The organism is Leptospiraceae bacterium (assembly GCA_016708435.1).
GTDB lineage: Bacteria > Spirochaetota > Leptospiria > Leptospirales > Leptospiraceae > UBA2033.
This window is the reverse complement of sequence record JADJFV010000002.1, coordinates 363615-389538: the sequence shown is the minus strand read 5'-3', so window position 1 is coordinate 389538 and position 25924 is coordinate 363615. Positions and strand designations below refer to the sequence as shown.

At 35.7% G+C, this 25924-nt stretch carries 30 protein-coding genes; 8 read left to right on the top strand and 22 right to left on the bottom strand.

Annotated features, from left to right (window positions below; genetic code table 11):
* Window position 1: 1 nt before the first annotated feature.
* The 6 genes from IPH52_07290 to IPH52_07265 form a co-directional block, all read right to left on the bottom strand.
* Entirely contained in the window at window positions 2–952 is a 951-nt protein-coding gene (locus tag IPH52_07290; GenBank protein ID MBK7054849.1) for an NAD(P)-dependent alcohol dehydrogenase, read from the bottom strand.
* A gap of 61 nt (window positions 953–1013) precedes the next feature.
* A complete protein-coding gene (gene htpG / locus IPH52_07285) occupies window positions 1014–2834 on the bottom strand; it encodes a molecular chaperone HtpG (GenBank protein MBK7054848.1) in 1821 nt (606 codons plus the stop codon).
* Window positions 2831–4492: a BatD family protein gene (locus IPH52_07280; GenBank protein ID MBK7054847.1), complete on the bottom strand. Its 1662-nt coding sequence runs from the start codon at window positions 4490–4492 to the stop codon at window positions 2831–2833. Before IPH52_07280 ends, htpG begins: the two co-directional genes overlap by 4 nt.
* On the bottom strand, window positions 4476–5219 hold the full coding sequence (locus tag IPH52_07275; GenBank protein MBK7054846.1) for a tetratricopeptide repeat protein: 744 nt from the start codon (window positions 5217–5219) through the stop codon (window positions 4476–4478). The genes IPH52_07280 and IPH52_07275 overlap by 17 nt, the downstream gene beginning before the upstream one ends.
* A gap of 95 nt (window positions 5220–5314) precedes the next feature.
* A complete protein-coding gene (locus tag IPH52_07270; GenBank protein MBK7054845.1) occupies window positions 5315–5842 on the bottom strand; it encodes a curli production assembly/transport component CsgG domain protein in 528 nt (175 codons plus the stop codon).
* 106 nt (window positions 5843–5948) lie between these two features.
* Window positions 5949–6911: an elongation factor P--(R)-beta-lysine ligase gene (locus IPH52_07265; protein ID MBK7054844.1), complete on the bottom strand. Its 963-nt coding sequence runs from the start codon at window positions 6909–6911 to the stop codon at window positions 5949–5951.
* On the opposite strand from IPH52_07265, the gene IPH52_07260 reads away from it, so the two are divergent.
* Complete coding sequence (locus IPH52_07260) at window positions 6911–7240, top strand: hypothetical protein (GenBank protein ID MBK7054843.1); 330 nt, start codon at window positions 6911–6913, stop codon at window positions 7238–7240. The two genes, IPH52_07265 and IPH52_07260, sit on opposite strands and share 1 nt — an antisense overlap.
* Here the strand turns inward: IPH52_07260 and IPH52_07255 are convergent.
* The 5 genes from IPH52_07255 to IPH52_07235 all read right to left on the bottom strand — a co-directional run bounded on the left by IPH52_07255 (window position 7229) and on the right by IPH52_07235 (window position 10848).
* Complete coding sequence (locus IPH52_07255) at window positions 7229–7642, bottom strand: DUF4279 domain-containing protein (GenBank protein MBK7054842.1); 414 nt, start codon at window positions 7640–7642, stop codon at window positions 7229–7231. The genes IPH52_07260 and IPH52_07255 overlap by 12 nt on opposite strands.
* Before the next feature lie 84 nt (window positions 7643–7726).
* Window positions 7727–8026: a 4a-hydroxytetrahydrobiopterin dehydratase gene (locus tag IPH52_07250; GenBank protein MBK7054841.1), complete on the bottom strand. Its 300-nt coding sequence runs from the start codon at window positions 8024–8026 to the stop codon at window positions 7727–7729.
* Between the two features lie 48 nt (window positions 8027–8074).
* Window positions 8075–9520, bottom strand: coding sequence for an outer membrane protein transport protein (locus IPH52_07245; protein ID MBK7054840.1), 1446 nt, complete (start codon window positions 9518–9520; stop codon window positions 8075–8077).
* A gap of 32 nt (window positions 9521–9552) precedes the next feature.
* Window positions 9553–10344 carry a M48 family metalloprotease gene (locus tag IPH52_07240; protein ID MBK7054839.1) on the bottom strand — a complete coding sequence of 264 codons (792 nt, stop codon included), beginning with the start codon at window positions 10342–10344 and terminating at the stop codon, window positions 9553–9555.
* Window positions 10345–10377: 33 nt separating this feature from the next.
* A complete protein-coding gene (locus tag IPH52_07235) occupies window positions 10378–10848 on the bottom strand; it encodes a hypothetical protein (protein MBK7054838.1) in 471 nt (156 codons plus the stop codon).
* 89 nt (window positions 10849–10937) lie between these two features.
* Here IPH52_07235 and IPH52_07230 point away from each other — a divergent pair, with 89 nt between their 5' ends.
* From IPH52_07230 to IPH52_07220, 3 genes are read left to right on the top strand one after another with little or no spacing between them, the layout of a single operon-like run.
* On the top strand, window positions 10938–11216 hold the full coding sequence (locus tag IPH52_07230) for a DUF883 family protein (protein ID MBK7054837.1): 279 nt from the start codon (window positions 10938–10940) through the stop codon (window positions 11214–11216).
* 1 nt (window position 11217) lies between these two features.
* Window positions 11218–11577: a hypothetical protein gene (locus IPH52_07225; protein ID MBK7054836.1), complete on the top strand. Its 360-nt coding sequence runs from the start codon at window positions 11218–11220 to the stop codon at window positions 11575–11577.
* Window position 11578: 1 nt separating this feature from the next.
* Window positions 11579–11818, top strand: a complete 240-nt coding sequence (locus IPH52_07220; GenBank protein MBK7054835.1) for a hypothetical protein — start codon at window positions 11579–11581, stop codon at window positions 11816–11818.
* Between the two features lie 10 nt (window positions 11819–11828).
* Here IPH52_07220 and IPH52_07215 read toward each other — a convergent pair whose 3' ends face one another.
* Window positions 11829–13100 (bottom strand): hypothetical protein, encoded by a 1272-nt coding sequence (locus IPH52_07215; protein ID MBK7054834.1) that lies wholly within the window; start codon window positions 13098–13100, stop codon window positions 11829–11831.
* Window positions 13084–13737: a response regulator transcription factor gene (locus IPH52_07210; GenBank protein MBK7054833.1), complete on the bottom strand. Its 654-nt coding sequence runs from the start codon at window positions 13735–13737 to the stop codon at window positions 13084–13086. The genes IPH52_07215 and IPH52_07210 overlap by 17 nt, the downstream gene beginning before the upstream one ends.
* Before the next feature lie 388 nt (window positions 13738–14125).
* Here IPH52_07210 and IPH52_07205 point away from each other — a divergent pair, with 388 nt between their 5' ends.
* The 3 genes from IPH52_07205 to IPH52_07195 are packed head-to-tail and all read left to right on the top strand — an operon-like array spanning window position 14126 to window position 17003.
* Window positions 14126–14953 carry a hypothetical protein gene (locus IPH52_07205; GenBank protein ID MBK7054832.1) on the top strand — a complete coding sequence of 276 codons (828 nt, stop codon included), beginning with the start codon at window positions 14126–14128 and terminating at the stop codon, window positions 14951–14953.
* A gap of 4 nt (window positions 14954–14957) precedes the next feature.
* A complete protein-coding gene (locus IPH52_07200) occupies window positions 14958–15938 on the top strand; it encodes a hypothetical protein (protein MBK7054831.1) in 981 nt (326 codons plus the stop codon).
* A 9-nt stretch (window positions 15939–15947) separates the two neighbouring features.
* A complete protein-coding gene (locus IPH52_07195; protein MBK7054830.1) occupies window positions 15948–17003 on the top strand; it encodes a DUF1554 domain-containing protein in 1056 nt (351 codons plus the stop codon).
* Between the two features lie 45 nt (window positions 17004–17048).
* Here the strand turns inward: IPH52_07195 and IPH52_07190 are convergent, their stop codons facing one another.
* The 8 genes from IPH52_07190 to IPH52_07155 form a co-directional block, all read right to left on the bottom strand.
* On the bottom strand, window positions 17049–17762 hold the full coding sequence (locus tag IPH52_07190) for a hypothetical protein (GenBank protein ID MBK7054829.1): 714 nt from the start codon (window positions 17760–17762) through the stop codon (window positions 17049–17051).
* Window positions 17763–17814: 52 nt separating this feature from the next.
* Window positions 17815–18309, bottom strand: coding sequence for a hypothetical protein (locus IPH52_07185; protein ID MBK7054828.1), 495 nt, complete (start codon window positions 18307–18309; stop codon window positions 17815–17817).
* A gap of 17 nt (window positions 18310–18326) precedes the next feature.
* Window positions 18327–19592 (bottom strand): sulfate adenylyltransferase, encoded by a 1266-nt coding sequence (locus tag IPH52_07180; GenBank protein ID MBK7054827.1) that lies wholly within the window; start codon window positions 19590–19592, stop codon window positions 18327–18329.
* Window positions 19593–19628: 36 nt separating this feature from the next.
* A complete protein-coding gene (locus IPH52_07175) occupies window positions 19629–20036 on the bottom strand; it encodes a PIN domain-containing protein (protein ID MBK7054826.1) in 408 nt (135 codons plus the stop codon).
* Window positions 20033–20287: a hypothetical protein gene (locus IPH52_07170; protein ID MBK7054825.1), complete on the bottom strand. Its 255-nt coding sequence runs from the start codon at window positions 20285–20287 to the stop codon at window positions 20033–20035. The genes IPH52_07175 and IPH52_07170 overlap by 4 nt, the downstream gene beginning before the upstream one ends.
* Before the next feature lie 76 nt (window positions 20288–20363).
* Complete coding sequence (cysD, locus tag IPH52_07165; protein ID MBK7054824.1) at window positions 20364–21269, bottom strand: sulfate adenylyltransferase subunit CysD; 906 nt, start codon at window positions 21267–21269, stop codon at window positions 20364–20366.
* 52 nt (window positions 21270–21321) lie between these two features.
* A complete protein-coding gene (locus IPH52_07160) occupies window positions 21322–22071 on the bottom strand; it encodes a phosphoadenylyl-sulfate reductase (GenBank protein MBK7054823.1) in 750 nt (249 codons plus the stop codon).
* 20 nt (window positions 22072–22091) lie between these two features.
* Window positions 22092–23690 (bottom strand): nitrite/sulfite reductase, encoded by a 1599-nt coding sequence (locus IPH52_07155; GenBank protein ID MBK7054822.1) that lies wholly within the window; start codon window positions 23688–23690, stop codon window positions 22092–22094.
* Window positions 23691–23831: 141 nt separating this feature from the next.
* Here IPH52_07155 and IPH52_07150 point away from each other — a divergent pair, with 141 nt between their 5' ends.
* Window positions 23832–25265 (top strand): acyl--CoA ligase, encoded by a 1434-nt coding sequence (locus tag IPH52_07150; protein ID MBK7054821.1) that lies wholly within the window; start codon window positions 23832–23834, stop codon window positions 25263–25265.
* Between the two features lie 25 nt (window positions 25266–25290).
* Here the strand turns inward: IPH52_07150 and IPH52_07145 are convergent, their stop codons facing one another.
* Window positions 25291–25908, bottom strand: a complete 618-nt coding sequence (locus IPH52_07145; protein ID MBK7054820.1) for a response regulator transcription factor — start codon at window positions 25906–25908, stop codon at window positions 25291–25293.
* Window positions 25909–25924 lie beyond the last annotated feature (16 nt).

Sequence of the window (25924 nt, the reverse complement as noted above, 5' to 3'; positions counted from 1 at the left end):
TTTATACTTTGATAGCAACGTTGCCTTTTTTGTGCCCCTCTTCTACATAGGCATGCGCTTCGGCTATTTGCTCTAAGTTATAAGTTCTATCTAAGACTGATTTTATTTTTCCTTCTTCCATAAGTTGTTTAATAAAAATCATATCTTCCGTATTTTCACTAATCACTCCAGTGATTACTTTTCTGCTACTAGTCATCGATGTCCATGCGCCTTGTAGCATTTCGGAAATTCCAGCCGATGCTAAGATGAGAATTCCTTTTTCAGTTAGTGCTTTTAAATATTGCGAAAATGAAATTTTATTTACAGTATCAAAAATGACGTCATACGCCATACCATTTCGAGTAAAATCTTCTTTTGTATAATCGATGACTGTATCGGCTCCTAACGATTTCACCAAATCAATATTAGCACCACTACAAACTCCAGTTACGTGTGCACCAAAAACTTTCGCTAATTGAATAGCAGCAGTGCCAACTGCACCAGAGGCTCCGTAAATTAGAACTTTTTGTCCCTTTGTAATCTTTGCTTTTTTAATAAAAAACAGGGCAGTATTTCCTCCAAATGGAATCACTGCCGCCTCTTCATGAGAAAATGAATTTGGCTTAATTGCTATAGTAGCATTTTCAGGCAAACACTTGTATTCCGCGTAAGCACCAAAACTCATTCCAGTCGAGCCGAACACTTCATCTCCAAGTTTAAATCGCTTAACGTCTTTCCCAATGCTTTCTACTTCACCAGACAGAACTCCGCCTAAGATATTTTTAGGCTTCGTTAAACCAAAGAAGAATCTTACTGCAAATGGATCAGCCTTACGAATGCGATAGTCGCCAGAGTTTACGGCTGTGGCTTTAATCTTGATTAGAATTTCATTGTCTTTGGGAATTGGTTTTTCAACTTCTCTGAGTTGAAGCACTTCTGGTGAGCCGTATTTTGTGCATATGATAGCTTTCATTTTTTCCTTTCGCATAAAAAAACCCGATAGATTGAATCTATCGGGTTTTTAAAGATTAATTTTAGTTTGTCAAATCTTCTAGAATTTGGCTTGATCGTTTAAGGAAATTCCCCATGTCTGCTTCATTCATTACTTTAGAAGAAATTAAAGCGAGATCATATACATGCTGTGCTATGAGTTTCGCCTTATCAGGATTAACCCCTTCGTTGAATCGAAGCGCGTTCTTGACAAGTTTGGAATTTGCATTGATAAGAAGTGTATGCATCTTGAGCAGAGCACCTTTATCATGATTCATTCCAAGATTCATTTCGGAAATACGACGCATATGCTCAGGCAGAATGATAACGGCTGGCACATCACCTGATTTCAAAGATTCAACTTTAATTTCAAGCCCATCCCTTCCAATTGCAGATGCAAAGAATTCTTGAATTCGGTTTGCTTCGGTCTTGTTGTTCTCATCTACAATTTCAGTCTTTGTAGTTTTATCAATCACTTGATCTGTGATTTCTGCATCTACTCTCTGAAAACGAACCTCTGCATTTTTTCCTTCTAAGTATTGAATGAAATGGGAGTCAATTCTAGTATCAACTAAAACTGCTTCAAGCCCACTTGATTTGAATAGCTCCATTATAGAAGAAGATGCTTCTACTTCTGGCGCATAATAGACTTTATTCTCATTCTTTTCTTTGTTTCTTTCTAGGTATTCATCTAATGTGGTATAATTACCATTAGACGACTTAAATAAAACGCAAGACTTCGCAGCATCATAGAATTTTTCATCGCTGATGATTCCGTATTTTACAAATAGAGCGATTTCGTCCCAGTTGCCTTCGAAAGTAGTTCGATCCTTGCGGAAATCTTCTGTTAGCCTGTCAGCAATCTTCTTAATAATATGAGCAGAGATTTTTTTAACCAATGGATCTGTTTGTAAATAAGATCTTGATACGTTAAGCGGTAAATCTGGAATATCAATGGTTCCTTTTAAAACTGTTAGGAATTGAGGAACCAGATCATTTGCCTCATCACTTACGAAAACGTGATTGCAATAAAGCTTGATCCCATTTTTGGAAACATCTAGTTCATGTTTTAATTTTGGAAAGTATAAAATTCCCTGTAAGCGGAATGGAAAGTCAACATTGAGATGCACCCAGAAATGTGGCTCGCCCGAAAACGGAAATAGATAATTGTAGAATTCTACATAGTCTTCTTTCTTGAGAGAGGAAGGAGACTCAGACCACAGCGCCTTTCTTTTGTTAGCCTCTTCTGTTTCAACGGTAATTGGAACTTGAAGGAAATCGCAATACTTCTTGATTAATTCTTTTAGTTTCCATTTGTCTAAGTATTCACCAGAATCGGGATCTAAGTGGAGGGTAATCTTTGTTCCCCGCTCAGCTCTGTCAATCGTAGAAAGTTGGAAATCAGTTCCAGATTCACTTTCCCATTTAACTGCTTGTTCGCCGCTCTTGTAAGATTTGGATTCGATTACTACTTTTGTAGAAACCATAAACGAAGAATAAAATCCCAAACCAAAATGTCCAATGATGCCTGCTTTGTTATCCGCAGATTCATATTTCTTAGCAAATTCTTCTGCACCACTGAACGCAATCTGGTTGATGTATTTTTTAATTTCTTCGCCACTCATTCCCAGACCGTTGTCTTCAATGGACAATGTGCGAGCTTCTTTATCGAAGGTTACCGCAATTTTATAATCAGTGCCACCTTCAAACTCCTCTGTCAAAGCAATCTTTTTTAGCTTTGATATTGCGTCTGTCGCATTGGAAACTAGCTCTCTGAGGAAAATATCTTTCTCAGAATAAAGCCACTTCTTAATGATGGGAAAAATATTCTCCGTTTGAACTGATATTTTACCTGACTCACTCATATTAATTTATTCTCCTTTAATATCTCTTTTGTTAAATTTAAAATTAATTCTTTGTGCTGGGCATCTGACTTAGCGTAAATTTCAGCCAGCTTCAGATTGCCAGACTTCGATTTTAACCGGACAAGTTCTTCCACTTTTGTCCTATTAAGACCTTTTTCTTGCAAAAACACTTTTAGTAAAGCACCTTTTTTATTTCCGATTGCTTTATCAAGCTTCACAATTTCCGAATTCATTCCAGTTTTATCGAATGGAATTTTCAAAAGAAGTGTCTTCGAGTAAGCGAAAATTTCTGCTCGTAATAAATAAAAAATAAAACCTACAAATCCAGAAATGACAATGTAAAAAATCCAGAGTTTAAAATTTATACTCGATATAGATGGAATTGCTTTGGGAGAAAAAATCGGCGCATCTTTCACATTGATTTCCGGGAAGGAAGAAGAGCTTGTTTCATATTGTTCGGAGTTTGGATTAAAAAAGACAATTTCTAATTCGCCTAAATTTAATTTGCCTTTCTCTCTAGGAAAAAGACTGTATCTAAAAATTCCTTCCGATTCAAATCCGTATTCTCCATTCTTAAGCTTTGCAAACTTCTTAGTCTTTGCCTCATCTAAGAAAGTAATCTCCGCCTTACATGTATTATCCTTGCAAAAATTTTGAAGTGGGTCTTTAAATAAAACACCTGTCCCCTGCCCAGCGATTTGAACGGAAAAAGATATAGGAGTTCCCACTGATGTTTCTTTTGCATCCATAAGAATTTTTACTTTGTATTCGCCAACTTCTCCTGAAAAATTTTTGGGACGAGGAGAAGGTAAATCTAAAACCTCTACTGTTTTTTTGAAAGACTCCTTCACTAGTGGAGAAAAATACGAAAGCGGATTGCCTTCCACACTAAACTTAGCTGCGCCTAATGCGTATTTACCCTTCTTGAGTGGAGTCAATGCATAAATCTCTCGATTGTAGGGAGTAATATTGTATTCCGTTCCATCAAGTGTTGCCCGCGGAGGCAAAGAAATATTTACGTTGGGTAGGTGCTCAGTTGTAAAGAAAGGAAATTCAAGAGGCTCTTGTTCGTTGCGCTCAAAATTGGGACGTTCTAAATTTCGATAGTATAAAGTAAAACTTCCGACCATCGTTTCCCCTATATATATGCGCGGGCGGTTTGTATAAAATCCAATTTTAATATCATCATCACTTGGATTCACGTAGGCGCGTTCTTGAAATCCCGGAAAATTTCCTGTAAAGAATTGATCAAAGATCGGATCCATTGTGCGAGGCTTCGGGGAATACTTTTCAGGTTTAACTGTAAACGCCAGAGACTCAGCGGTAAATGGCTGTTGGTCGATAGATAAAATGATTTTTGGTGTGGTTAGATTTCCAGATTTGGAACTAACAACTCTGAATTTTACAATCTTCTTATGAGTTACTTTTGAATTAATGATTGTCGTATTATCTTCAAGTCCCACATACTCGGCAGTAACCCCGTTTTCAGAAAAAACATTTTTAGAGAGAGAGACTTCTGGATCAGAGCCACCAATTTCGATCCTGAGTTCGAGAGGCTCCCCTTTTAATATTGTATTCTTGTTTAAATAAACTTTTGGGTTAGCCAAAATGCTACCGGTTAAAAAAAGAAAGACTATTATACTACCAAAATACTTCATTTCTCTCCTGTGGTCGTTCATTCATTTTTTTTCTGTTGATTTTATTTTGTTTTGCTGATTCCAAAATTCGTTCCGCTTCTTCTTTTGTAATTGGCTTATTGGACTCTTTTATTTTGTCCTCTCCATTTTCCTGCTGCTCTTGCTTTTGACTGGACTGATTGTCTTTTTTATCTTTAGACGGAGAATTCTTTTTGTCAGGTTGATTTTCTTTTTTTTCTTCGTTCTCTGAATTATCGTCTTTATTATCCTGTTTCTGATTTTGCTTATCTTTGTTGTCTTTTCTTGTCAGCATTTCTAGATTTTTTCTAGCAGGCAAAAAATCAGGGTTAGCGCTTAACGCATCCATATACGATTTGATTGCGTTTTTTTTGTCGCCTAACTTTGCGTATGTATTTCCCTTATTGTATAGGGAACGGAGCTTTAAGTCTTTGTCCTCTGATGTCGCTGATTTTTCAAAGTATTTCAAGGCAAGTTTGTAATCATTTAACTTGTAATAGCTTGTGCCTTTGTTAAAATAAAGTCTATCTTCTTCTTTTCCTTGGGACTCAGCTTGATTAAAACTATCAAGTGAACCTTGATAATTTTGCGCCTTATATCGCTCTACCCCTTCCTTGACATTCTTACCAACAGGATCTACATCAAAGGCAAAAATTGCTGAAGAGAAAAAACAAAAAAATAAAATCTGAGATTTAAAGACTAGTCGGAATAATATTTTTGATTTCTTCATATTTTTATACAATAATCCAATGCTACAACGACGAGAAAAGCAGAAATCTACTTTCCTACCATTCAACATTTAGAATTCAAAATTCAAAATTATTCTCACTCTCCTGCATAAAAAGCTTCCTCGGCTGCAAGAATAAATCCAGTCTTGGGATCAATGATTCTACAGTTTAGACCATAGCCATTGTTAAAACTGGTAATCATTCCTGTAACAATTGCATGTAATCCTAAAAGTTCGCCAATTTTTTTCATCTCGGACAAATCACTTCCAGAGCTTAGAGTCAACTGATGCGCTTGGATTTGCTTGGCAAACAAAAGTCTATCTAGAACTACAACGCTTTCCCTGCGAACCAGGTCAGTAGTAAGCTTCTCTGCAAATAGGCTCCCTAGCTTATGCTCTTTGCCCTCTGTTGTAGTAAAGGTCAATACAATCAAGCGAGCATTTGGAGTTGTAATTTTCTTAGTAAGAGTCTCGGCAATTTTTTCGAGTGGAGTCTGTGTATTTGCTTCAAGTGTATTGCCTTGCGACGGCTTCTTTGTATTAGCCGTAAGCAGGGAACAGGAAATTCCAAGGTAAAGACTAAGGAAGGCTAAAAAAATTACTACTACTCTATTTTTCAATTTCATTTTTTAAATTCTTTCCTTTTGAATGTTTAATTCCATATACTCATGAGTCAAGCCGTTTCTTATTCCATTCACCATTAAAAACCTGCACTGAGCTTGCCGAACGTGTTTACAATTCATAATTATTCCTAAAGTATGGGCTTATAAATTTTAAATTTTCTTGATTCAGGATAATCATAAGTAACCGATCAAGTCCCATAGCGATACCGGAACAGGAAGGTAATCCACGCTTCAATGAATCAATAAAATCAGTATCTAATTCAAAGGCTTCTTTACCGAGTTCTAATCGCTTGACTTGTTCTTCTTTAAAACGATGAATCTGATCTTCTACAGCGGTTAATTCGAAGAAAGCGTTTCCAAGCTCTACTCCATTCCAATAGATTTCAAAGCGTTTTGCTCTTTCATTTTCTACTTTCGCAAGAGCTGCCAACTCTTGCGGATAATCATAAATAAACACAGGAAAGCCCTTCGGGAGATTGTTTTCAATGAAGTTTAGAAATACCAAAAAAAACAAATCTTCATAATACATAGATTCGTATTCGTAATTTGCGTCTGGAAATTTTTCTTGTAAAGTAGTTATTATATCTTCTAGTGAAAAGGATCGACCAGTTTTTTCGAAAAACAGATCCTCCATTCTAACTTTTAAACAACTTTCTTTTTTAAACCCGAAGTCTTTAAAATGAGTTTGCAAATATTCGAATAAAGAGATACAAACATCCATCAATTCCATCTCTGAAATTCCAGTTTGATAAAACTCTAACATTAAGAATTCTTTTGTGTGGAGAACTCCTTTTTCACCCGATCTGAAACAATGAGCAATTTCATAAATCTTTTCGAGTCCCAAGGAAAGAGTTTGCTTTAAAGAGTATTCAGGCGAGGTAATTAAGAAGCCTTCCGTTTCTTCGTGCGGGGAATGAACGGACATTGGATCTAAATAAGGCTCCATTCCCGGAAGTGGCTTTAGAGTGGGCGTATCAATTTCTAAAAAACCATTCGCCTGAAAAAAAGAACGGATTGCAAATAAGTAGTGGGATCGATATTTTAGTAATTGAGAGGAAAGGAGTTGATTCATTGAATAATCGCTTCAAGCATTTCTTTATAAAACAAAAATCCGATACGGCAGTGATTATACAATGCCTTTTTGAAACTATTGATGAATCTGTAGAAGAAGAAGCCGAGGCAATTTTTAATGTCTTATTTCTTAGCACTAGATTTGATGTGGTTTTGACTTTGGAAAACCCTGCCTATATTACGCCTAAGTTTATCACATTACTCTTGGTTTTCGCGCGCGAGTTAATTACACATGGGAGGCATATGACCATTGCAAATGCTCCCGAAAGTTTAACTCGCTATCTGAGAAGATTTGAATTTGATAGGATTATTAAAATTTCAAATGATTGAGATACCCGCCCCACTCAATTTGTGATTATCCCATTGAGTAACCTCCATATTTACCCCTAAATTCCCAATTAAAGTCAATGATCTAGAACTAAGCTGCAAAGATTTTTTTGATTCATCGGAATACTCAATTGAGCAATAGAGCGTTGCGATATGCTCTTCATTCAGTTCTTTAAACTCGGCGCGCACGGGAGCTATTTTTTTTAACAGTGCAACGATATGTGATTCGATATCATCATCGGGTGAGAGATTAGAGTTTAACTGCCAAATGGTCTTAGATGATCCATTCTCTTCCGTTGTATTGAAAAAATCAGGCTGAATTTTAAGAGTATTGCTGATTTCTGTAGAATTTAAATTTGAACTAGATAGAATTAAGAAGGCGGAGCTTTTTGGGTTCTTTAACATAAGTCGAATAGTTATACAGAAATATTCAAATTCAGCAAGCAATTTTTTGACTAGATGAAAAGTTTTTAATACTCCCCTAATTTCTTAAATATCGTGATGAAGTAGATAGAACACATCTAGTTTAGAAGCAAGTTCAAAGTCCAAAGGTCCAATCCCACCAATAGAATGAGTATGAACCTCAACAATGACTTTTCCCCAAGAAATTTGAATGACTGGATGATGATTGATTGCCTCTGAAACCAACCCTATTGCGTTTACAAATTCAATAGAATTCAAATAGGAATTAAAGCTAAATTCCCGACACAAATCCTTTCCGATAAAATTCCACTTTGGTATTTTATCTTCTATTTGCGATTGAATTTCTAATTCTGTTAAGCCATTCATGCATTTTATTCAAATACCAATTTACGGAAAACAGGTATTTGACGCAAATTAGTTATTCTTAGAACTTACAGTCACATAAACTGCAGTGCTGTCATATAGCATAGACTGAGATGGTCTATTGGAATCTAATTGAGATCCACCTCTTCCTGATTCTCTCACAATAGTAAGACCAAGAGATGCGCGAGAAGTTGACCAAGAGAATCCCAACGAATATCCAATTAAGTTCACATATTCATTTCGAACTGGAGTTCTAAGAGATGATAATTGGTAGTTTACTGTTCCATTTGGCGTTTGTGCAATCACTTCTGAATCGCTCACACTTCGATTCGCTGACTCCACTGCAGTCTTTAGCCAGTTGATATTTTTTGAGTTTGCATTATTAGTAAATACTCCACCGCGAAGAGAAAAATTGTCAGTTAAAAAGTATTCTAAACCAAGAGCAAAATTCCATGTCGTATAACGTTTAAGTTCCTGAACATCAGAATCTTTTATTATATATTGGTTTTTAGATCCACCGAATAAAAAAATATCATTTTGATTAGAGTTGCGACTAAATCCAGATGTATATATCGTGTCAAAAGCTGCCATAAATTTTTTCGTTGGGAAAACTGCAATACCAGTTCTAACTTCAGTTGTCTCCGGTATACGACCATTTAACGCTCCAGAAACAAATGGTGTTGTGCCAATACTTCCAGCATTTTTTCGATCCGTTCCCTCACTAAATATAATTCCTGTCGAATCAATGCCTGAAGATGTAACAAATCCATTTGTCAATCTATTTCCAGCAGTAACAAATTGATGTCTTAACGACAACCCGAGTGAAACTTTATTACTAGGCATATACATGATTCCAAGTATCGGCAAGATACCAGCAGTCTTTCTATTATCCACTCCTGTAATTGCATTGAAGCCTTTATCCACACCTTGCACTAAAGCGGTATTTGTTGCATTGGCTGTATCAAGCGTATAATAAAGCGTAGCCCCTAATGAAAGTTTTTCAGTAATTGATCTAGCTATACTTAATCCAGTTTGGATTTGATTGTATGATTCTATGTTATAAGATCGTAAGCTTCTTACGGACGGGTAATACAAGGGATTAACTACTTGATCGTTTCGATTAAAGGTTTCGTTTAACGTATTGACGATTGAAAAGGCAACTTTGTATTTACCAACCTCTTTGACTATACCAAAGAAATTAGGAATGTAATTTTGGGAATTTCTAGAATAACCTTGACCGGGACCAATTACGTTCTCGTAAGTTTTACTTGTTCGAGTAATATTACTAGCAGAAAGAGAAATCGAATTGTCATAAGCAAAAGTTAAACCAGCAGGATTATAGTAGGCACCGGAAGGATCATCGGATATTGCAGTGTATGCACCACCAAGCCCTGCTGCCTTCTCTCCAAAAAAGCCATTAATATTGTGATAAGAATCTGCACGTAATACGGAAGCTGAAACTAAAAATAGAATGATTGAAATTTTTCTTGTAAACAATGAATTAACCCTTATAGTATTTTTTTTCAAGTCTATGCTTTTGGAATATTTTGACGATAGCGCTTAGCATTTGTTTTTCCTGACTTTGGCAACTTTTGATCAGAAATAAATTTCTGCATTGAATTGATTCGATCATCTACAGGAGGATGTGTCTTTACAAAGACTTGATTATCCTGTGCTGATTTCATTTTTTTAAGATAATCGATATAAGCCCCAATATCATAACCTAACTGTGAAATTAAAATCGTAGCCGAAGAATCTGCTTGTGTTTCGAATTCTTTTTGTCTTCCGTTTTCGAGCATGCTCTCTTCTAATTCTTTCGATGCCGCTTCCATCATTGTCGACACCATATCTCCTCCTGGCGAAAGCATTGATGCGACAAGATCTATCCATATTTCTTCTTTCGCTTCATACTTTCCTGAATGAAATAAAGATACATGAGACACTTCATGCGCAAGAACACCAACTAGTTCTGCTTCATTCTCAATTAAACTAAGAGCACCTTTAGTAATAAATATATAACCACCCGGACAGGCAAATGCATTTACTTCTTGCGTATTTAAAATTCCAAACTTAAAATTTAACTCTTGTCTTGGAGAAAGCTCAGCAATTTTACCGCCGATGAAATTTAAATACTTAGTCTGACCAGCATCTTGGACAAGTCCGTATTTTTTTATAAACTTTGCAGCAAGTGCCCTGCCAATTTTTATTTCTTTATAAACTTGCTTAGGTGGTTCCGGCTTCTCTTCTGTTTTCTGATTCGACTTGCATGACAGATTCAAGAAAAAAGTGACTATTAATGTGAATGTAAAAACTTTATTCATAAAATGTTGCACCAAATTAAGATGCTACCTAAATTATTCTTCTTTATATTTATCAATATCTTCTTGCTTTACTTTAATTTTGTCTAACCAATCTAATGACTCAAAGTCATACTCATCAGCGTTACCACGAGTTCTTAATTTTTTAGATTCAGATAAGCCACGAGCAGAAGCTGTTTCTGTAAAAGTTGATGCTCTTGCTCTAGATTGAATGGCTCCTGATTTGTCCTGATTTCCTGAATTACTTACCTTTGCAGATGGAGGAATTTTGGAAACATATAGCTTCATAACCCAACCTGTATCGTTTCCAGATTTTACTTTTAGAAACATATCCTGCTCACCAATTTGCTGAAGTGCATCCCCTGCTTTTAAAGGTTTGCCAGCACTAGCAACGTTCGGCTCTGCTAATAGCTTAGCAATCGGACTCTGAACATAAACTGAATTGGCGAATAACAAATCAACAAAAAGAAAAGAAAAGAAAAGAAACATGAATTTGAAAGTTTTCATAGTGCCCCCCGAGAATAAACAAGCTGTAGTTCTATTTTATTTTTCAAAAATTTATTGCAAGCAATTAACTTATTTTTTAAATAGAATTCATGGAAGCACAGGAAAAATTAGCAACAGAATTCAAAATATTGAGTAAAGAATCAGAGAATATAAAAAAAAGAGCGAGGGAAAACTACTTGGAACAAGTCTCAGATATTTCAGAAAAGATTAAACACTTCGGCGATGAAGCTGGAGTTAAAGCAAAACAAGTTATTGATAACGTTGGTGAGTATATCACAAAAAATCCTCAAAAAGCAACGTTAATCGGAATAGGTATTGGTGTTGGTGTTGGTGTTCTCGTTGGGCTTTTAGCGCGCAGAAAAGAATAATTTGGCAAGAAAGAAAAAAGCGTCTCAAGCTCAAGTAGAAGAGCAAGAAGAAAAAAAAGATACACTCTTAAATCAAGTGCTCAGTTTAGTTGAGCACTTTGTATCTTACTTCGAATTATTATTTCTCTACATTCAAAAAACAATTCAGAAGAAAATCCAATTTGGTTTTATAATTACAATTGCGATTTTATATGTCCTTTTTTTGAAAATAGTTGGAAGCATTTTAATTGTAATGGCGAGTTATTTTGCATTATTAAAGTATTTTAACGGTGATCATATATCCACTGCCTTGAGTCTTGGTTCTGGTATAATGATATTATCCTTTATTCTACTAGCTGTCCTTATCAAGAAAATCGTCTAAAATGAAATCAAACATTCCCTTTAATCCATTTCATGGAAGCGAAGAATTTCTTTCCAAAGATCCAAAAGACATGAGTTTAGATGAAATAGAACTCTTGCTTCATGCAAAAAGATTAAATCTTCGTCTTGATATCGAAAGACTTCACAAGCATATAAACTACACCAAGTTTTTATTTGATATTGTTAAAGCCTCTGGTCTTGGCGAAATAGTAGAAGATTTGATTACACCGAAAGAAAAATAATTTTTAAAGGCTAATCATCATTAGTCGGAATAGAAAGGTAAAAACTGTATAGCGAACCATTTACCTCCTCCATAAAAACTGCATTTAATATATCTATTCTCTTTCGTATAGTAAGGTGCCCATTTCTTGTTTGATTGAGTAATGAGTTCCAGTTAGTATTGGCTAGCATGTGAAAAGATAAGAATTTCTGATTTGAGTTGATAGACCATTTAGAAACTCCAAAACCATACTTTAAATCATTGTTTACCAACTCGGTAATGACATTTATTAACAAGGGAACCTTTTCTTTTGGGATTGAATTATCACAAAAAAAAGGAGCAAAGGAAAGCTGAATTTTTCTATCTGCAAGAGAATACCTTCTAACTAAGAATAATTCAAGCCCTTCCGAAAAATTCTTTTCGATTTTTTGGATATCATCATAAACAAGTAGCCTATTGCGAAGTCCCTTTAACACTTCCGAGAGTGTCTTGTCAATTTTGGACTTGAATTGTAAGGGTATTTGCATTTCTGTTTCCAGATTATTTAATTGAAGTGACAAATCCAATAGCTTACCTCCAAGACTATCATGAATATCTGCAAATATTGCCTCCCTTTCCTTTATTCTTGAAAGCTCTTTTTCGATCGAAATTCTTTTCTCGTATTCTTCTTTTAAGCGAATATCTGCAAGTGTTCTCTCGTAACGAATTTTGAACCACCAGAAATTAAAAACAGATCCAAACAACCATGCTTCAAAGTGATACATCCAAACATTTATTATTACAGGATTAATTTCTCTATCGACTTTCAAAAATGAGCGTGAACAATAATACAGAATGAGTGTTAACCAATAAAGAGAATACTGCTTTGGAGTTCCCTGAAAATACAGTGCATGAATGAGAATGATCAGTATATCTACAAACCATGTAGAAGAATGAAAAAATGGAACATCTGTGGCTTGCATTTGGGTTTCCATTTCCAAGATTAATATCAAGTAAAGGCATAGATTACTAATATATTTCATCTTTGCAAATCCGAGTTTTTTTAAATAAACTAGAATAGGAAGTATGCAAAGGATAATTATAATTAAGCGAAGAATAAGCAAAAGATAAAAACCCTGCATATAGTCAAAAATGGCATAGGCTGAATAACTGACCACCCCCACCATAAAAAAGACTCTTAGTCCTCTCTGATACTGCTCAAGGAAAAAAGCACTTATATGTGAATCGTAGGAAAAATATTTTTTCAGAAACTTTAGAGTAAGATTTCTTATCCAATGAATATATTTTTCAATATTGGCTTTCATTCGCTTTCTTCAGAAGTTGAATCTGATTATTTACTTCTAACTTTTTATAAATGTTTCGAATGTGAGTTCTAATCGTGGTGAGACTAAGAGATAACCTTTCTGCGATTTCAGCAGGAGAGTATCCGCTAGCAATTTCTCGAAGAATTTCTTCTTCTCTTTCAGTAAGTGCCTTTTGATGTTCAAGTAGATTGCTTTCACTTTTAAAAAAATTGGCAACAATTACAGCAATAGTCGGCGATATATAGGCTCCACCAGAAAGTAAAATTTCTAAAATCTGTCCTAAAGAATAAATATCTTCTTTAAACATATATCCCGTGGCACCATGCTTTAAAGCATCAAATATCTTGGACTCTGCATTGTATCCAGTGAGAATGAGCTTTGGAATTTGTAAGCTCTTAACGCTTTCTTCTCCTAAAAAAGAGATTCCATCCATTCCCTTGCCAAGTCGATAGTCCACAATGAGAAATCCAGAAATTAATAATGATTCCGAATGTAAAGCTTCTTCCGCCGACGAGAACTCTATGATTCGACCCACATCAGGTCTTATTTTCAGTAATCCTGTAAGAGTATTTCTGAAGTTTTCATTATCTTCGACAATAGTAAAATTTTTCTTATTTCCCTTATTTTGAAAGTTCATATTGCTACTATCAATTCCTTTTCTTACAACACATAATTACTTTTTCTATTTTCAGAGATATCCTAACGTCATTCGAAAATTCTAACCCACCTTTTCAAGTAAAATCGCCTGCCTTTCATCAATATTGATGAGATTTTTAAGGAAAAAAGCCCGAAAAAACACTGAATCTCATCAATCTTGACGATTGACAAAGCGATTTTTGTGGTTATACACTGTGAGTATGAGTTTGGAACTACAATGCAACGGGTAATGAAGATTAGCCATTTGTCAATTCACCAAACTAAAGTAAGGTTTTTATATGAGAGAGATTTATAATTGGCTTCAGGAGAAGCGCAATTGGTGGAGAAGTTTACAGTTCAGGGGTTCGTTGAAAGACAGTTCGCTAATTATGTTAAAATTTCATCCAAAAATTTTGGTATTTTGGCTATTTATCCTTCCACTTTTTATCACAAATTGCTCCACTTCTCTTAAAAGCTATGCGAAAGATCGTGCTAGAGATGCAGCAGATGTTTTTTCTGTAAATTTAATTTACCCTGCGATAGGATTTAAAATGGATATAAGCGGATCTTCTTTTGGACTTCATTATACTTCTTATTATTCAGGAAACGAAGCTGGTTCTTTTGGATTAAGAGGAGGAGAATTTAATACCAATACTCGCACAACGGATTATACTATGGGAATTGGGACTGGCACATTCATAAATGGATTTCCCCGCAATAGAGAAGGTAAGATAGAACATTGGTTTGATCCTTCCGAAGAAGATCCTTCTTTTTATCGAAGAAAAAGATTTAAAACTGGGTGGGACTATCCTCCCTATCTTTATGGGAGAATTGGTTTTACAATTTCTTGTTTAATAGGAATCCAATTTCATTATAATTTCGGAGAAGACTTAGACTTAGTCTTGGGATGGCTTGGAATTGACATCTTTGATGATGATATGTATTCCAAACTCGAACGAGATGAAAAAAATGCTAGTGTAGAAGAAGCAAACAAAAGAAGCAATTCCTATACGAAAGTAGATTATGCAAGTGTTCTACGCTCGGCACAAGAAAATTTCGATTCAAAAAACTATCAAAAAGCATCTGAGTTAGCCGCTTATGTTGTGGTTAATAGCAATGATTCGCAACTAAAAGAACAAGCCAAAGTCGTTGCGAGAAAAGCAATTCTTAGACATAGCTATCAAAAAGCGGCAGAGGAAAATTCACTAGGAGAATAATTTTATGAAAAGAAATATCTTTATCTTTCTAACATTCTTAATTGTATTTAGCTTTTTACAAGCTGATACGATTACCAATCATATCTATAATGCTGTCAGGAAAATGAAAACAGGTTTGAGTTGTATTGATGGTTGCTGGGAAGATCGATCCTTTACCAGTCCAATGCAGATTTTAAATTGCGTTACGAAATGTCCGAGAGAGATTGAATGCAGAAATTCTAATGATCTCGAAGATAAAATCATGTGCAATACAGAAAAATCAGTGGATGCTATTTTTAAATGTCATAAAGCAAACATAAAGAATCAAAAGGCAGCAAGAAAATGTTCCAGTGATGTAGTGACTAAGTATCTAACCAAAAATGTAGATGAATTTGAAAAATCATTCTCAAATATAAGTGATGAAATCGATAGCATTATGGGCTATTCCAGTTTTGCGAATAACGCGAGTTATTCTTCCGAGGTAAGAGCGGCATCTAGGGTAATAGAAGAGGATAATTACCGTTCGACGATTCCTAACACTTGGAAGAATAAAACTGTTACTGAGATTAGAAATTATGAAGCTTCGCAAGAAAACAAGGTAGCAGGTATGAACAAAGCATACAATGACATTGTATCTTCTGAACAGGAAACTCGGAGACGTCAGGCGGAAAGACGAAGGAGTCAACCTCAACCAGCTTATAATTCAGATGGAGGCGGAAATCAATCATCCGGACCAAGTGAATGCGAAAATGCACGAACGACCTTATCTTTTTGTCAAGGAAGCGGAGTTGATTGCTCTATGCAACAAGCCTGGGTAGATAATACATGTGGTGGGAGTTCATCGGCTAATACAAATAATGCGCCGAGTTCACCTTCTCAACCATCAAGCCCACCTGTTGATAGATGTCATTGTATTCTATCTAGGAATGGAATAGTTCAAGACCTTGGGATGACAGCTCGTAGTGCCTGCTATTCGTCCGGTGGTGTGACAGCTACATGTAATTAGGATGAAAAAATGAATACATACATGATTAATCAACTGCTTTTATCAATTTCAATATTACTCTTATCCGCAAACTGCTTTCTTGGAGCAGGAGTAAGTAGCATAGACATGGAAGAAAAAAAAGATACAACGAACTGCACACTCATGTTCTTGCTGAATTCTTCTGATCCACTGATTCCACTTTTGGGAAACAATGACTTGTGTAAATACTCCGTGTTATCCTCATTTATAAAGCCACCTACACCCGCAGTTCCTCAATGTGCATCCGCTTCAACTGATACTAAATGCGAATATAAAAGCATTGAACCAAACGACTCAAAAGAAAATGCAAATGTGGTTCCCTACGATTCGAAGTATTCACTTTATGTTATAGATGGACAGACAAAAGATTATGACTATGATTATTATTCGTTTAAACCCGAAAAAACAGAAACGTTTTTTATAAAAATAATTAAATTTTCAATTGCTTCTACAGCTAAATGTTTTGTCGAAGGCATAGAATTGACTGAACAATTTAAAGCTTATACATTGAGTTCATCAACAAACTCGCTTTCTTGTTATACAAGTTCATATTCAACATACTCCTATTATATCGTAATATCAAAAATAAATTTGGATAGAAGAATATTTACAACTCAAACTCTTTACAATGGAAAGATGGGGGGAATTGCAGGTGCAGATGCTAAGTGCAATTCGGATACAAAACGACCGGATTCATCAAAAACATACAAAGCAATATTAAGAGATAGCTATGGAGTTTTTAAAGGCAATTATGACAGCTATGCAAGTTATATAAATTTGGCAGGAGGTCTTATCAATTCAGCTGTTGATGTAAGTCCATATCCGACTCAGTTCACCTTGAGTTCATCGATTGACTCCGCTTCGAATGGAGGTTACACATGGTTTGGCGATAAATTAAACTATGCTATGGAGTGCAATGCCTGGTCTAGCTCAAGTTCTGGAGTAAATGGGATAGCTGGATATTCTAGCTATACAGGAAGTGGATGGATGACATATTCAACGCAATCTTGCTCTACACTTAGTAGAATTTACTGCATTGAACAATAAATTCTGCCAGTTCGATTCTTTGTAAAGCAACCAACCTAATTTCCCTCAAACATGATTCAATCCAATGGCAAGAAGTGTAGGACTTTCTAGATTAGAATTTCGCACTTCCTCGATTGCTTTCGAGAGAATAGTCTTGAGTATCCGCTGACTGGGTCTGCCTAAGTTGCTTGCAGCAATAAAGGAGGTTTCGGGTGATTTGCCGGAGTCGAGGAGAAGTGTGACGATAGCTTCAATTTCCCCTAGTCCCATAAAAATGATATGAGCATCTGTATTAGGTAGACTTACTCGCGGAATTGTTTTATCCCAGTAACCACTATAGTAGGAAATGCTTCGTGTTAGATCACGGTGTGTAAGGGATTCGCCTAACGCTTCGGCTAAGAGCTGTGGACTTGAGATTCCCATCACAAGTTTTATTTGAATTCCATGTTTTTGTAGTATTTGAATTTCTTCTGAACTACGAGCAAAGAAACTAACATCTCCTCCTTTGAGTCGGACAACTCTTTTTTTTTCTAGAGCATATTTTAGTAAAAGTTCATTGATTTCACTTTGCTTTTTCTCATGAAATCCTCTTTTCTTTCCGACAGCTTCCCAAATTGCTTGAGGATAATACTCTTTTAACGAATCAAGCTTTGAATCATAAAGAATAATTTCTGCTTGGGAAAGAATTGCATCAGCCTCAAGGGTAAGATATTTAACATCGCCTGAGCCTGCCCCGATCAGATAAACTGTATTAGCCTCAAATGGTATAGTTACTTGCATTCAATTCTATTTGATTTTCTTTTGATAAACTAGCACATTATTAATTCTTAATTCAAAATTTAGAATTGATTTTCCTCTGCTCTCTTTCTCTTGCCATATCCCCTACTTTTAGATTCAAATTTAGCAAATCTATCTTAGCCTCTAACTCCTGTCGAATCAATTTGGCTCCACCGGGTGCACGACCATACGTTGATATAAAAATACTGAAATTATCCTGTATCAAAGTCGATGCAGAAATAAAAAGAGAGTCTTCCACCTTGTCGATAAAATTAATTAGAACATTTCTCTCTTTAGCTTCTTTTAAAATTTCTAGTTCTACATCTCTATCGTTTACTCCTGAGTAGACCACATCAAATCCTTTTAGGTCTCCGTATTGATACTTGCGGTAAACAAAATCAATCCAATCTAAGGAATGAAACTCCTCAATGAAATCGGGAGAAATGGCTGTTATCCGTTTCCCGAGTTGAGAAAGGGTTCTCAATTTTTCTGCACTTGCCTTCCCGCCGCCTAGCAACAAAATATTTTTATTTGTTACATCGAGCATCATCGGAAGGTATTTTCGACTCAGATTAAATCTCCTTCTATGATCATACAAGCACCTGATGTTTGATTTGTGCCTTCATCAATTAAGATGCAAGCACCTGTCCCTCGGTTGGTAGCATATTCATCATAGAAAATTGGCTTTGCTGTTTTAATTACAACTTTTGCGATGTCATTTAATTCAAGAGCATCTACGCCTTCCATTTTTCCAAGAGTGCTAATGTTTATTTTGTATTTAATTTCTTTGACAACACATTTAACGGAATTGGTTGTGTGCCGCAATTGGTATTTGCCGCCAGTTTGCATTTTTTTTGTATCCATCCAACAAATATATGCTTCAAACTCTTGCGTCTCGACTGGCATTTTTTCTTTTACTAGCATATCGCCTCGGCTTATATCTACTTCATCTTCTAAGCGAATTGCAACGGACATTGGAGGATACGCTTCTGTTACCTCTCCTTCCAGGGTATCAATTGCTTTAATTTTTGATTTCGTGCCAGAGGGTAGAACTGTAATCGTATCTCCTTTTCTGAAGACTCCAGCATTTACCATACCCGCATAGGCACGATAGTCATGGTATTCATTTGCGATTGGTCTAATCACCCATTGAACTGGGAATCGAGGCAAATCATAATTATGCGATTTATCAATGTCTATATTTTCTAAGTATTGAATGAGGGATGAGCCTTTATACCAAGGCATGTGGTTTGATGGCTCAACGACATTATCCCCGTTGAGTGCAGAAATTGGAATAAAATTAATCTCTTTGATTCCCATTTTTTCGATCAATGGCTTTGCGAATTTTAGATAATCCGTTTTGATTTTTTCAAAGACTTCTTCAGAATAATTGACAAGATCTAGTTTATTAACGCAAACAGTAATATAAGGAATGTCTAATAGAGCCACTAGAAAGGTGTGCCTGAATGTTTGTTCAATCACTCCTTTTCTAGCGTCGATTAATATGATAGCAAGATTTGCTGTTGATGCACCAGTCACCATATTGCGGGTATACTGTATATGCCCCGGAGCATCTGCAATGATAAACTTTCGCTTTGGAGTTGCGAAATATTTATAGGCAATGTCTATTGTGATGCCTTGCTCGCGCTCTGCTTTTAGTCCATCTGTAAGTAAGGCTAAGTTAGTGTAACCGTCACCTCGTCTTTCACTTGATTTTTCAATCGCATCCATTTGATCGTCAAATATTTGCTTGCTATCAAAAAGAAGTCTGCCTATTAAAGTGCTCTTCCCATCATCTACGCTTCCTGCTGTGATGAAGCGAAGCATATCCATATTCATATAAGTTTCTGTGTTCATTTGTTTGCCTTTTTAGTCCGGTGAAATGATGCTTATTTTTTTGTTACGATGTATTCGATAGACTTGAAAGTCGCTATCGGTCGTAAGTATGATTCCACCTTTTAACAATTCTAAGAGCCTCACAAGAGATGCGTCGGCTAGGGAAACTTTATTGGATTTATACTTTGCCAAAATTTGCCCAACTTCTTTAGTGTGATCGCTTAAGCTAAATGGAATTTGAATAAAACCATCCTCTATCATTTTTAAAATTGCCTCATCGCCGCCACTTCCTTGTAGGAGATAACAAGATTCTGCCACTACTGCCTCACAAGTTAGTAATGGCGGTGCAACCATATCCAATTCTTTGCATGCCCATTCATGCAAATTATCTCTACGGTTGAGATAGGCAACCAATACGCCTGTGTCTAAAACGTATTTCATTTTCCAAATCCTGCTAAGTGTTGTTTGTTTGTTGATAAGTCAGGGGCAAGGGATACTAGTCCACGATATTTTTTAGTTTTTTCTGCAAAGGATACTTTGCTTTGATTATGAATCCTTGTCATATAGTCGACAATTGCATCTCTAACAAATGAAGATTGGGTAATATCTAAGTCTTTTGTTAAGGTTTGGATATCTTCAAGCATATCCTCACTTACCTTCATGGTGATTGTTTTTAAGTTCATTCGGTTCATAATTTAACATCTCCCAGTATTACTTTATACAAAAAAAGTAATACTGAATTTTGTCAAGTTTCAAAAAAAAAAAAATTTAAAAGTATCCTTCTCTTTTTCTATCTTCCATAGCAGCTTCAGAACGTTTGTCGTCTGCGCGACCGCCACGCTCTGTCACTCGAGCAGAGGCTACTTCTTGTATTATCTCGGCAATATTAGATGCATTGGAAATAACAGCTCCAGTGCAAGTCATATCCCCCACTGTTCTATAACGAACTTGCATTTCTTTTACTTCATCATTTGCATCTGGCCGCACCACATCCGAAACGCTCAAAAGCATATTTTCATGCATGAATAAATTTCTCTTATGAGTAAAATAAATACTAGGAATAGCTAGATTTTCTTTTAAAATATATTGCCACACGTCCATCTCAGTCCAATTGCTGATGGGGAAAACGCGTATATTCTCCCCTTTTTGAATCTTACCATTGTATAAATTCCAAAGCTCTGGTCTTTGTTTTTTGGGCTCCCATTGACCAAACTCATCGCGAAAAGAAAAAATTCTTTCTTTCGCTCGCGCCTTCTCTTCATCTCTTCTTGCTCCACCGAATGCGGCATCAAATTTGAATTCTTCTAATGCATCTAGAAGAGTAATTGTTTGTAATTTATTTCGACTTGGAATTTTTCCAGTTTCTTCTACTGCTTTTCCTTGGTTGATAGAATCTTGCACATAACGAACAATTAACCGCTCGTCAATTCGCCTTACCATTTCATCACGAAAAGTAATTGTTTCTGGGAAGTTATGACCTGTGTCAATATGAAGGAGCGGAAAAGGAAACTTAGCCGGTCGAAATGCCTTTTCAGCAAGTCGAACAAGTGTGATCGAATCTTTTCCACCTGAAAACAAAAGCACCGGCTTCTCAAATTGAGCTGCAACTTCCCTCATAATATAAATAGACTCGGCTTCTAGTTCTTGTAAATGATTCATATGATATTGACTCATAATTTATTCTTCCTTACTATAACTTTAGTTTGTTTCATTTAGAATTTTTTTCTTAGACAAACATTGATTTGTCGCTCTTCTGTTTATTTGGAACTAATTTTCCATCTTTCCAATGAAGTCCACATTCCTTCGTCGCTGGGTCTTCCCACCACCATCTTCCAGCTCGAGAATCTTCTCCTTCTTCAATTGCTCTTGTGCAAGGAGCACAGCCAATGCTAGGATACCCTTTATCATGGAGTTCATTGTAAGGAACATTGTTTTCTTTAATATAGTCCCAAACCTGTTTTTCTGTCCAATTCAAAAGGGGATTTATTTTAAGCACAGAATATTTTTCATCCCACTCTGCGAATTTCATATCAGAGCGTGTAACAGACTGTTCTTTCCTAAGACCAGTAATCCACAAGGACTTATCTTTCATCGCACGTGCGAGCGGTTCTAACTTTCGAACAGAACAACATTCTTTTCGATTTTCAACGCTTTCGTAAAAGAGGTTAATTCCATTACTCCGCACCATTGCTTCTACAGAAATATAATTTGGAAATTGAACTTGAATTTTTATTTGATACTTTTTTTCAGTGTCTTCAATTGTTTTATAAGTTTCATACGGCAAACGACCAGTATCCAATGTAACAATCTGAACTGATTTATCTACTGAAAGAATTAAATCAGTTAAAACTTGGTCTTCTGCCCCAAGGCTAGAGGAAAACAAAACTCCACCCTTGTATTTCGCAAGGGTGAGTTGTAAGACTTCTTTTGTATTCGAAATTTGAAACTTTTGATTGAATTCATCTATATTCTGCATGGCGTTTTGAGTAAAGTCAACTAGTCTCCTTTTGAGATTTCGATTCCTAACAAATCAGCAACTTGTTCTTTTTCATAGTCTTTATAAAAATCGCGAAAGGATTGACCATCCACTTTTTTTGCATAATAGTGATTAGCCAGCTTTTCAACAATTGGACCGCACGTATCTGCTTTCACTTTCAAGACACTGTGAGTAAAAGATGGATTATTCCCTATAGAGCCGCCTAGATGAAGCATATAAGCCTCTTCCATTTCATCATTTTCCCCTTTCGTTTTTCCACCGATGAATCCAATGTCAGCAATAGAATATTGAGAGCAACTATTTGTGCAACCGGAGAAATGGATGTTTATATTTTCAACGTTTACATTTTTCTCGCTAAGATAGTCAATGAGTTTGGAAGTTCTATTCTTAGTTTCAACAATTGCTAGGTTGCAAAATTCTGAACCTGTGCAAGAAACTATTCTATTGTTTGTCTGTGTTGGATTGTAAATTCCAGTTTTTTCTAATGCTTGTATTGCATCGGAAAGTTTTTCATCGGGAACACCTAAAATGATAATGTTTTGTTTATTCGTATTTCGAAGTAATCCACTGCCGTATTTTTCTGCGATATCACATAGAGTAATCAATTGATCACCATTGAGTCTACCTACTTTAATTGGAACTCCAATGAAATTCAATCCAGGTTGTTTCATTTTATGCGGACCGAATGGATCTGCATTTCGTTCCACCACTTGTGGATTTGGATAGTCAGTCAACTTGTAGCCGAGTTTTTTTTCTAACTCTTCTCTCATTTTTTCAGGTCCCCAAGCTTCCATCAAAAATTTCATTCTTGATTTACGACGATTTTCCCGATTGCCATAGTCTCGGTAAAGCTCTGTTAGCCCCGCACATACTGCCAATACTTCATTGTCATCCTTCAAAAAAACATTTAACCACTTAGAAAAATATGGATTAGTAGAAAGACCACCACCGACTCGTATGGTATATCCATACTTTGTTTCACCGTTTACTTCCAATTTCGCGCCAACAATTCCAATGCAATTGATTTCAGGTTGAGCCAAATTATGCGGTGCACCTGAAATCGAAACTTTGAATTTGCGGGGTAAGTCACCAAGGTCCGATCTCTCTGCAATCTCTTTTACATAACGATTGATTAAATTGGTTGCACTTAGGTATTCTTCTGGATCTATTCCGGCAAGCGGATTTCCAGTAACGTTACGTGTAATATCACCACAGGCACCTAATACACCTAAACCAATTTCTTCTAGCTTATCAATAATGGGAGGTATGTCGGCTATCGTTAACCAATGCACTTGAAAACATTGACGTGTAGTAACATCTATTAGCCCACGAGCGCGTTCATTTGTAAATTTTGCAATTTCTCTTCCCTGGCTAGAAGTATATTGACCAGCAGGAATTCTCATTCGCATCATGAAATAACCATCTGTCTTTGGCTTTTGAAGATAGCAACCAAACCATTTAAATCGAATGTGGTCATCTTCTGGAATTGCATGAAAGCCTTCCTTTGCCCATTTGTCAATTTCTGGACGCAATTTTAGAGGATGCTTTTCCTTTTTTATTCTTTCTTCATTTGTTACTTTGGATTCTTCTTTCGCCACGTCTGCTACCTCAATTCTTAGTGTATCTTTACCATGTAGAAAACAATACGTGTATTGTCAATATATTAGAATTTCCGTCTAGTATAATGGAATAGTGGATTATGAAAATTCTAGAGTTTTGCTTTAGATTGAGAATTTTCCATGACAAAAAGAAAAACTTTAATGGATTGTAATCTAGAATCAGATTATTGGTTATTCATGGGAAACCTCAAAAATGAACTATACAATCGGCTCTCAGAGAAGCCGGAACCAATTTTTATTTTTCAAAATAGTTTAATCCCAGCCGCAACCATTTGGATTGGAGTAAGAGCTTGGGTTAAATTTTTCCGAGAATCAAATCTAATTCAAGGAGATCGGATAATATTAAGTTACCCCGAAAGTCCTGCGTTCATTCACATCTTATTTGCTTCCATATGGGAAAAACTAACACTCATTATTCTAAAGCCAAATCAAGCTGACGAAGATATTTTGGATTTACTGGATGCAAAGTTTATAGTCACAGACTCTGATTTACCTTTTTCAATTAAACCAGATGGAATGGGTATGCCACCGGAAACTAAAAAATTTAGATCCTCAGTTTCTCAAACATATGCAGAAGTTCGCTTTATTCTGCAGTCATCTGGTTCAACGGGAAAACCAAAATTTATTTGCATATCCGAAGAGGCAGTTTTTAACGTAATTCAAACTCATGCAAAAATATTTGATTCAACTAAGAATACCGCCTTATCAGTATTACCCTGGAGTCATTGCTTTGGACTAGTTCTAGACTTACTCTTATCTACTTTCCATTGTGAAATAGTCATTAGAGATCAGGACAGTGGAAAAAATTTAGATTCATTAATTGGTTATTTTACGAAATACGATATAACTCACTTCTCTTCTGTTCCATTACTTATCGAAAGACTTTTGCAGAGAGGTAATTGTAATGGTTTTCTTGAAAAATTATCCTCTGGCATCATTGGGGGAGCACCTATTTCCAAGACCATTGCATCTAGCTTAAAGAACTCAAATTTATCCATTGGTTACGGGCAAACAGAGGCTTCACCAGGAATTTGCCTTGGCGAAAAAGGTAAGATGTTTGCAAATTACATTGGTAATCCGCTAGGCTGTGAAGTTAAGCAAGGAGTAAATGGTGAATTTTTTTTTCGAGGTAAAAACGCCCTAATTGGTTATTGGAATGAAGGACAAATAGAGAGTATCCACAAAGATACATGGATACCTACCGGTGATATTGTAGAAGAGAATGAAGAGGGATATTTTTTCGTAGGACGTTTAGATTTCTCATTTAAGCTTTCAAATGGAATAATGATACAACCGGAGACCATTGAAAAAGACTTAAAGGAAAAACACAAATTTATTTCAAATTGCTTATTACTTTACAAAGAAGAGATCAAATTTTTCTTTTCCTCTGACTCCGATACAAACGCTGAAAGTCAAATAGCCATTATTCACCGTTCCATTCCATCCATTCTCAAAAATACCAATTTAAAAATTGAACCTTTGACAATGACAGAATGGATTTATTCTCCAAAGGGAGAAATTAATAGAAAAGCAATGATGGAAAAATTAAAATAGTCTAGACATGATTCAAAAGGGAAAATTATATATTCAAGCTTTCGTAATACCGAATTATTTCAGCTAGACTCTTCATATTTAATTTTTCTTTGATATTATTTTTATGAAACTCAATCGTTCTAACAGATAGATTGAATTTTTCAGCTATTTCTATATTCGAATGCCCTTTCGCAATGAAAGCAAGAACTTCCTTTTCTCTTGGGGTTAATGAATCGTAACCAACATTCTCGGTAGAATGAGCAATTAGATACTTCTGCATTTTTGGGGAAGCAGCAAAACCGCCATCCATAATAGAACTCAACAGAGGAGAAAGCATTTCAAACGGCTCTGATTTGAGAATATAACCATTAATACTTGCTTCGACAGATTTTAAGAAGAATGATTTTTCTTCATGAAAAGTAAAAACAACTTTTTTTAACTTTGGAAATTTTTCTTTCAGTCGCTTTAAAACTTCAATCGTATTTGAACCAGGCATATCTAAATCTGTTAATATAATATCAGGGCAATCATTGGATACCATCTGAAAAAGTTCCTCGGCATTCGAGGCCGTTCCAACTAAGGAAAAAATATTTGAATCCTTTAAATATGCTTTGATGCCTTCTTGAATTACTGGATGATCGTCAGCTAACATTAATTTATACATAGAGAAAATTGAAATA

What these genes read in the sequence shown, in the direction of transcription:
- IPH52_07290 (MBK7054849.1), bottom strand. Translation starts at nt 952, where the DNA reads ATGAAAGCTATCATATGCACAAAATACGGCTCACCAGAAGTGCTTCAA.
- htpG (MBK7054848.1), bottom strand. Translation starts at nt 2,834, where the DNA reads ATGAGTGAGTCAGGTAAAATATCAGTTCAAACGGAGAATATTTTTCCC.
- IPH52_07280 (MBK7054847.1), bottom strand. Translation starts at nt 4,492, where the DNA reads ATGAAGTATTTTGGTAGTATAATAGTCTTTCTTTTTTTAACCGGTAGC.
- IPH52_07275 (MBK7054846.1), bottom strand. Translation starts at nt 5,219, where the DNA reads ATGAAGAAATCAAAAATATTATTCCGACTAGTCTTTAAATCTCAGATT.
- IPH52_07270 (MBK7054845.1), bottom strand. Translation starts at nt 5,842, where the DNA reads ATGAAATTGAAAAATAGAGTAGTAGTAATTTTTTTAGCCTTCCTTAGT.
- IPH52_07265 (MBK7054844.1), bottom strand. Translation starts at nt 6,911, where the DNA reads ATGAATCAACTCCTTTCCTCTCAATTACTAAAATATCGATCCCACTAC.
- IPH52_07255 (MBK7054842.1), bottom strand. Translation starts at nt 7,642, where the DNA reads ATGTTAAAGAACCCAAAAAGCTCCGCCTTCTTAATTCTATCTAGTTCA.
- IPH52_07250 (MBK7054841.1), bottom strand. Translation starts at nt 8,026, where the DNA reads ATGAATGGCTTAACAGAATTAGAAATTCAATCGCAAATAGAAGATAAA.
- IPH52_07240 (MBK7054839.1), bottom strand. Translation starts at nt 10,344, where the DNA reads ATGAATAAAGTTTTTACATTCACATTAATAGTCACTTTTTTCTTGAAT.
- IPH52_07235 (MBK7054838.1), bottom strand. Translation starts at nt 10,848, where the DNA reads ATGAAAACTTTCAAATTCATGTTTCTTTTCTTTTCTTTTCTTTTTGTT.
- IPH52_07230 (MBK7054837.1), top strand. Translation starts at nt 10,938, where the DNA reads ATGGAAGCACAGGAAAAATTAGCAACAGAATTCAAAATATTGAGTAAA.
- IPH52_07220 (MBK7054835.1), top strand. Translation starts at nt 11,579, where the DNA reads ATGAAATCAAACATTCCCTTTAATCCATTTCATGGAAGCGAAGAATTT.
- IPH52_07215 (MBK7054834.1), bottom strand. Translation starts at nt 13,100, where the DNA reads ATGAAAGCCAATATTGAAAAATATATTCATTGGATAAGAAATCTTACT.
- IPH52_07210 (MBK7054833.1), bottom strand. Translation starts at nt 13,737, where the DNA reads ATGAACTTTCAAAATAAGGGAAATAAGAAAAATTTTACTATTGTCGAA.
- IPH52_07205 (MBK7054832.1), top strand. Translation starts at nt 14,126, where the DNA reads ATGTTAAAATTTCATCCAAAAATTTTGGTATTTTGGCTATTTATCCTT.
- IPH52_07200 (MBK7054831.1), top strand. Translation starts at nt 14,958, where the DNA reads ATGAAAAGAAATATCTTTATCTTTCTAACATTCTTAATTGTATTTAGC.
- IPH52_07195 (MBK7054830.1), top strand. Translation starts at nt 15,948, where the DNA reads ATGAATACATACATGATTAATCAACTGCTTTTATCAATTTCAATATTA.
- IPH52_07190 (MBK7054829.1), bottom strand. Translation starts at nt 17,762, where the DNA reads ATGCAAGTAACTATACCATTTGAGGCTAATACAGTTTATCTGATCGGG.
- IPH52_07185 (MBK7054828.1), bottom strand. Translation starts at nt 18,309, where the DNA reads ATGATGCTCGATGTAACAAATAAAAATATTTTGTTGCTAGGCGGCGGG.
- IPH52_07180 (MBK7054827.1), bottom strand. Translation starts at nt 19,592, where the DNA reads ATGGATATGCTTCGCTTCATCACAGCAGGAAGCGTAGATGATGGGAAG.
- IPH52_07175 (MBK7054826.1), bottom strand. Translation starts at nt 20,036, where the DNA reads ATGAAATACGTTTTAGACACAGGCGTATTGGTTGCCTATCTCAACCGT.
- IPH52_07170 (MBK7054825.1), bottom strand. Translation starts at nt 20,287, where the DNA reads ATGAACCGAATGAACTTAAAAACAATCACCATGAAGGTAAGTGAGGAT.
- cysD (MBK7054824.1), bottom strand. Translation starts at nt 21,269, where the DNA reads ATGAGTCAATATCATATGAATCATTTACAAGAACTAGAAGCCGAGTCT.
- IPH52_07160 (MBK7054823.1), bottom strand. Translation starts at nt 22,071, where the DNA reads ATGCAGAATATAGATGAATTCAATCAAAAGTTTCAAATTTCGAATACA.
- IPH52_07150 (MBK7054821.1), top strand. Translation starts at nt 23,832, where the DNA reads ATGACAAAAAGAAAAACTTTAATGGATTGTAATCTAGAATCAGATTAT.
- IPH52_07145 (MBK7054820.1), bottom strand. Translation starts at nt 25,908, where the DNA reads ATGTATAAATTAATGTTAGCTGACGATCATCCAGTAATTCAAGAAGGC.